This is a genomic window from Leptolyngbya sp. FACHB-711, from assembly GCF_014695615.1.
GTDB lineage: Bacteria > Cyanobacteriota > Cyanobacteriia > Elainellales > Elainellaceae > Leptolyngbya_A.
Window position 1 is genome coordinate 1 of record NZ_JACJOR010000176.1, and the last position, 5,078, is coordinate 5,078.

Here is a 5,078-nt window from a genome sequence, read left to right on the forward strand (position 1 = left end):
CAACAAGATACGGGCACGGGTCAGTTTGCGAGCCGAGTGCTTTCCAGTCCTCAACAGGGTTTCTAGCTGTTGAACTTCGGCATCCGTTAAATCGACGATGTAACGCTTCTGACCCATAATGATCTTCCTGGATTTGAGTCACCTTACCAGAAATAACCCCACCAGGCAAAGTTCCCTTGGCAGACTACTAGATGCAAATACCTGATCTATCCTAAAGGTTAGCAGTGCAGGAGCGATCGTGCCGTTTGATCAACCCCTTTCAAACCTACAGATCACTCAGATCGCTCGCAGCGGTTAATCTAGGAACCTCAAGATTGACGCGACGAGGAATTGCAAAATAGGCTGTCTAAGCCGACTTCTAACCAGGGGCCTGAGGGCATACCGCGAAAGGGGAGTAACAGACGCATTTAACAGCCGACTAGAACCCAAATCTGCTCGGTTTCGTAGAATTTGCCCCGCTGCTCGATTGTAAACCCGCCTAGCAGCAATGCAAGCCACAATTGCACCAATGGCATCCGCACCATTTGCTGAAGCTGCACCAGCGGGATGGTTGCAATCTGGTGCTTCCGCAAGCACTGGGCGATCGCTTCAGTCCAGGTCGAAACATCTTCATCATGCGCAATGCCCATTGCCTTATTAAAAGCTTCTACCTCGGTTAAGCCGGGAGCCTGGCTCATCTGCTCATCTAATGCCTGCAACAATGCAGCTTGGTCTAACTCCCCTATCACTGACCCCATTTCGTCCGGTTGTTCCGCAATTCCCCAAAGGGGTAATCGCTCCTGCTGTTCTCGCATCTTTCTAGGCAAACGCTCGATCGGTTCGATGAACAGCTCAAAATCAACCTCCATCGTTTGCCGCACATAGCGATCGAAGGCATCTAAGGGCATGACGGGACCTTCCTCACTGGCAGTCGCCTCCAACTCTTCAAACGCGAGTACGGATCGTTTCTGAAACACCTGCACAATCTGGGCGATCGCTTCTGCTGCCATCTGCAACTGCCCAACGGTATCCAGGTTAGCCAGAGCGCTTTCCAGGACATCAAGTAATTGCTGCAAATTCGCCTCGTCCGGCGCGATCGTCGCCTCCTTCAACATCTCCCAAAACGGCAATTCCAGTTGCTCGATTGGTTGCATCTCAGCCCTCACGCCTGTAATGGACAAGGACGAATCGAACACAAATTTGGATCAAGCCGAGTGAGGCTAGCAAACTTCTTGATGCCGTATCGCTCCTCCAGCACATTCAGCATTTTGCCCACATAAGTATGCACTTGGCTGGGAACCATGCCTGCACAGTGAACCGGAGGAACGATCGCCACTTTCTCTTGCCCTTGCCAAATCTCAGCCGCAATTGCGTGAACTGGAGTGTCTGCTCCTGCGCTGCGATATACTACCAACACGCCGAATACCAATTGATTGAGCGGCTCAAATTCGACCTGGATTTCTTTAAATCCGGCTTCCTTGCGTTTGCGGCTGCGCGTTTGATTGATACGACCGCGATTGCGAGCATACGATCTGCGACTATAGCAAACTGACGGATTCCAGCAGCCATCCCCTGCCTCACCATGCAGCTTCTGCGCCTGCTCTGCCGACAGCATGGCACACTTGCAGCACTTCTCAGGCAACGTCTTCACCATTAGCCACCTTGCAGGGGTGCTAGCAAGGCAATGCCCCATTGCTGATCTGCTTGAGAGAGGGCAGGCGGGGGAATCGGTTGGCGATAATCGCTCCGAGTTGCATAGCGAGCACGCTTAAAGAACTGGCTAAAGGTTTCCTGTAAAGGTACAACTGGCTCGATCGCATGCATGACCCCAACCGCTTGTATTGTCTTGATTGTACTCTAACCCCAGATTGTCTTCTGATAAATGGATGCTTCAGTCCCACTATGTCTTTAGCGATTATGTCTTTAGCGATCTGACAACCGAGGTAAAGCAGGAGAAGGTACCCCAACCACAGTCTCAAGAACGCCATAGTCTCAAGAATGCAGCTCATCATTCGGGAGGCAAAGCATGACAGTGGGTGAGGTTCCCTTGACACGGCCGGGATGTAGATGCTTATGTGCAGCAGCGTCAAGCTCAGACCGCAGCGATCGGAAAGGAACTCTCACCGCAAAGTCTGCGATTCGTCTCGAACTCGAACCGGAGTAGGAGAAGGCTGCTGACGTACTGGGGGTGAGAATCTTCAATTCGCTGAGGAGATAGACTGCGTCGCTTGCAAGGCTTGCCCTAACACCTCAGCTGCTCTTTCCCGATCGGAGGTGCCAAACAGTCCTGCAACCTTATCCTGCAGCTGCATCATGAACCGTTGAATTGTTCCTTGTGCCTCAGCTTGCGGTTCAGCATAAGCACGAGCGATCGCAATGAGTGCCTGTGCTCGATCGACCGGATCAACGATGGATTGAGCCGTTTGCAAAGCGGCATCGAACTGCTTCTGCTGGGCAAACCCCTGTACCACTGAGGGCAGTAGCCATGCGATTCCTTCACTTTGAGCAAGCTGCATTGCCCGCTCTGGTTGCCCCGACTGAGCATAACCCTGCACAAGGTCTGGCGTGAATCCCTCCAGCTTGCCAGCCTGAACAAGTTGCAGTGCCTGTTCGGGCTGTCCTGCATCAAGATACCCGACTGCCACTTCCGACAAAATGCCTTTGACCTGCTGTGCCTGGACAATCTGCCATGCCTGGTCTGGCTGCTTTTGCTGCAAATAGTGTCTGACGATGCCAATCATCGCGCCGTTGCGATTGGGGTTGGACTGCGCCAGCTTGATCGCCGCTTCCAGATTGCCTGCCTCTGCATGGGCGATCGCAATATTTCCCAATGTCCCCTGTCGTGCGCTGGCGGGCTGAATCTCCTGAACAATCTGCATGGCTCGCTCGAAGTCGCCGATCTTGGCATAGCCCACTGCGGCTTGACCCAGCGCATCTGCATCAGCTCGACCTCGTCGGGCATTATTAGGGGCAATGGCTCTAGCAAACTGGTAAGCCTCTGCCAGTGTCGCCACTGCTTTGTCGTTCAAACCCAACTGCTGGTAGAGAAGCGCCGCATCAACAAGCTGAATCGCTTTGTCAAGGGGGAACGAGTCAGCGGGGCGGCTGCGAATTTTTGGGAGGGTTTGATCCAGGACGGCGATCGCCTGATCATTTGCGCCTAGCTCAGTAAACTGTCGTGCCGTCCAAAGGAGAGCGTGTCTCTGCAATGAAGCCGTTTCAGGGTTCTCGGTATCCAGCGCTGCCGAACTGGTGATTGCCTGTTCCAGTACCGCCTTTGCAGGTTCAGGGTGTCCTGCCAGAGCCAGCTTCATGCCCATGTTGTTTAACGTTTGCGTTTGGTAGTAGGCATCGTCAATTTTTTGCGCTTGGGCGATCGCTTCCTTCAGTAACTTATCCGCTCGCTGAGATTGTCCTGCTTCCAGCAAATCAGCTGCAATTTCTGACAGGGTAAGTGGATCGCCCATCCCACTGCCGAGCGCGATCGCTAACTCAAATTGTCCTGCTTCGGCAAATTCCCCAGCCCGATTCATTAACGATTCGGTTGGAGACGTGGCGCTGCCGCTACATGCGGTTGCCGCTTGAGTGCGGGCAGTCTCGATCGCCTCTGCAACCCATCGCTTGCCTTCTGCCTCCTGTCCAACCAGCAAATAGCTGCCTGCTACTTTTGCCAGAGAATTTGCCTTAAAGCAGGGTTGCATTGCCGCCGCTGCCTCCAGTGCTTGCTCGGAAACAGCAACGGCCTCTTGCGAATCACCAAGTTTTGCATATTGAAAGGCAATGTCTGATAGCAATCTGGCTTTCAGATCTGGAGCAGGCAGGGCAACCGCTTTCTCCGGGGTGAGAATCCCAAGAACGGGCAGGGCTACCAGGAGGAGAAGCTTGACACAAAGCACGTTAGATTTCATAGTGGCTCGACGGGGATAGGGAATTTGAGTAACTGGCTATCATTCGGCAATGCACCCCGATCGTGAAACAATGTTGCGGCTCACTTCACTCCCAATGGAGACGGTAAGGTTCACCCTTTGATTCTGAATGATGCTCGGAACAAAGAGAAAAGCCATCGAATCAACCTTAAGAACAGCTACAAGGTAAGACTGGAGCAGGCAACATTAAGAGTGAATGCCCCAAGGCTCGCGTAGGCATAATCTTCTAGCCCAGCCTTGCCCCAACCACTTGGAGTGAACCGCCTTCCGCATTTCGCAAAGGTTATGGGAAAGCCTGCTCTTTGCTCTCCAAACTTGCACTGTCCCGCTTGGCAGGGCTGAGTGCCAGTACAGAGGGTGTCACAATGAGCGGGCTGCTTGTAGCGCAGAAAGGTGATTGTCAAGCCCACTGCCATTAAGATGATGAAGGGAATCTTGATTCCTCTATAAGCTAAAGGGTTACTGCTTGCCATCAGGGCTGAATCGAAGATCTGATCCAGCTATCAGTAACTTAGTGCTACGAAACCTAAACGTACCTGATTCAACCTCAACTCTTCATCGGTTTTCATCTTAAGCGGTCAATTCACAAAGTTTTGCTCAGTAGAGAGTTGAGGCGTTGACGGCAGTGAAATGCATCAGTTACCATTACATCTTCCCTCCAGCAACCCTGGCAACGTCCTCTTGTAGCAATGCACTTGCCTCTACATCCCTTGAGCATCTGCTTGAAACTACTACAGCCTGCGGTATTGCTCTATAGTCACCTCTAAAGACGTGACGAGTTTCCTTTGTCTTCCTCTGCTAACAGGCGATCTTCTCAGCTCGCAGTGACTGAAGCAATATTGGGCTTAGTCTATCAACCACTGGATCTGGCAGTTTCGAACATACGAGTTCGAACATACGAGCTGCCCAGTTGCAAATTCCAGGCGTGACAATGATTTCTTCCACAATATTTGTCCTTCTATACTTGTCCCTCTAAAATATTTGTTCCCCTATCTGTCTTTGGAAATAGATTATTTTGTTTAGTCGTTTCTTAATTAATTGTAAAGTAACACCTTAAACCTGTATTAATCTTTTTGTTGAATTCTATTATCTGGCGAGCTTAATCAGTTTGCTGTAAAAGCATCTACCTAGTCTTGATTTTGAAACGTCGTAAACTGATCTCTGAATTAATTT

General features: G+C 51.3%; 4 protein-coding genes. All 4 read right to left on the reverse strand.

Annotated features, from left to right (window positions below; translation table 11 throughout):
- Positions 1-407 precede the first annotated feature (407 nt).
- Positions 408-1,133 (reverse strand): hypothetical protein, encoded by a 726-nt coding sequence (locus H6F80_RS06235; protein WP_190790725.1) that lies wholly within the window; start codon positions 1,131-1,133, stop codon positions 408-410.
- Between the two features lie 8 nt (positions 1,134-1,141).
- Positions 1,142-1,633 carry a hypothetical protein gene (locus H6F80_RS06240; protein ID WP_190790726.1) on the reverse strand — a complete coding sequence of 164 codons (492 nt, stop codon included), beginning with the start codon at positions 1,631-1,633 and terminating at the stop codon, positions 1,142-1,144.
- Positions 1,633-1,803, reverse strand: coding sequence for a DUF4058 family protein (locus H6F80_RS06245; protein WP_190790727.1), 171 nt, complete (start codon positions 1,801-1,803; stop codon positions 1,633-1,635). The genes H6F80_RS06240 and H6F80_RS06245 overlap by 1 nt, the downstream gene beginning before the upstream one ends.
- A gap of 374 nt (positions 1,804-2,177) precedes the next feature.
- A complete protein-coding gene (locus tag H6F80_RS06250) occupies positions 2,178-3,887 on the reverse strand; it encodes a tetratricopeptide repeat protein (protein ID WP_190790728.1) in 1,710 nt (569 codons plus the stop codon).
- Positions 3,888-5,078: the final 1,191 nt, after the last annotated feature.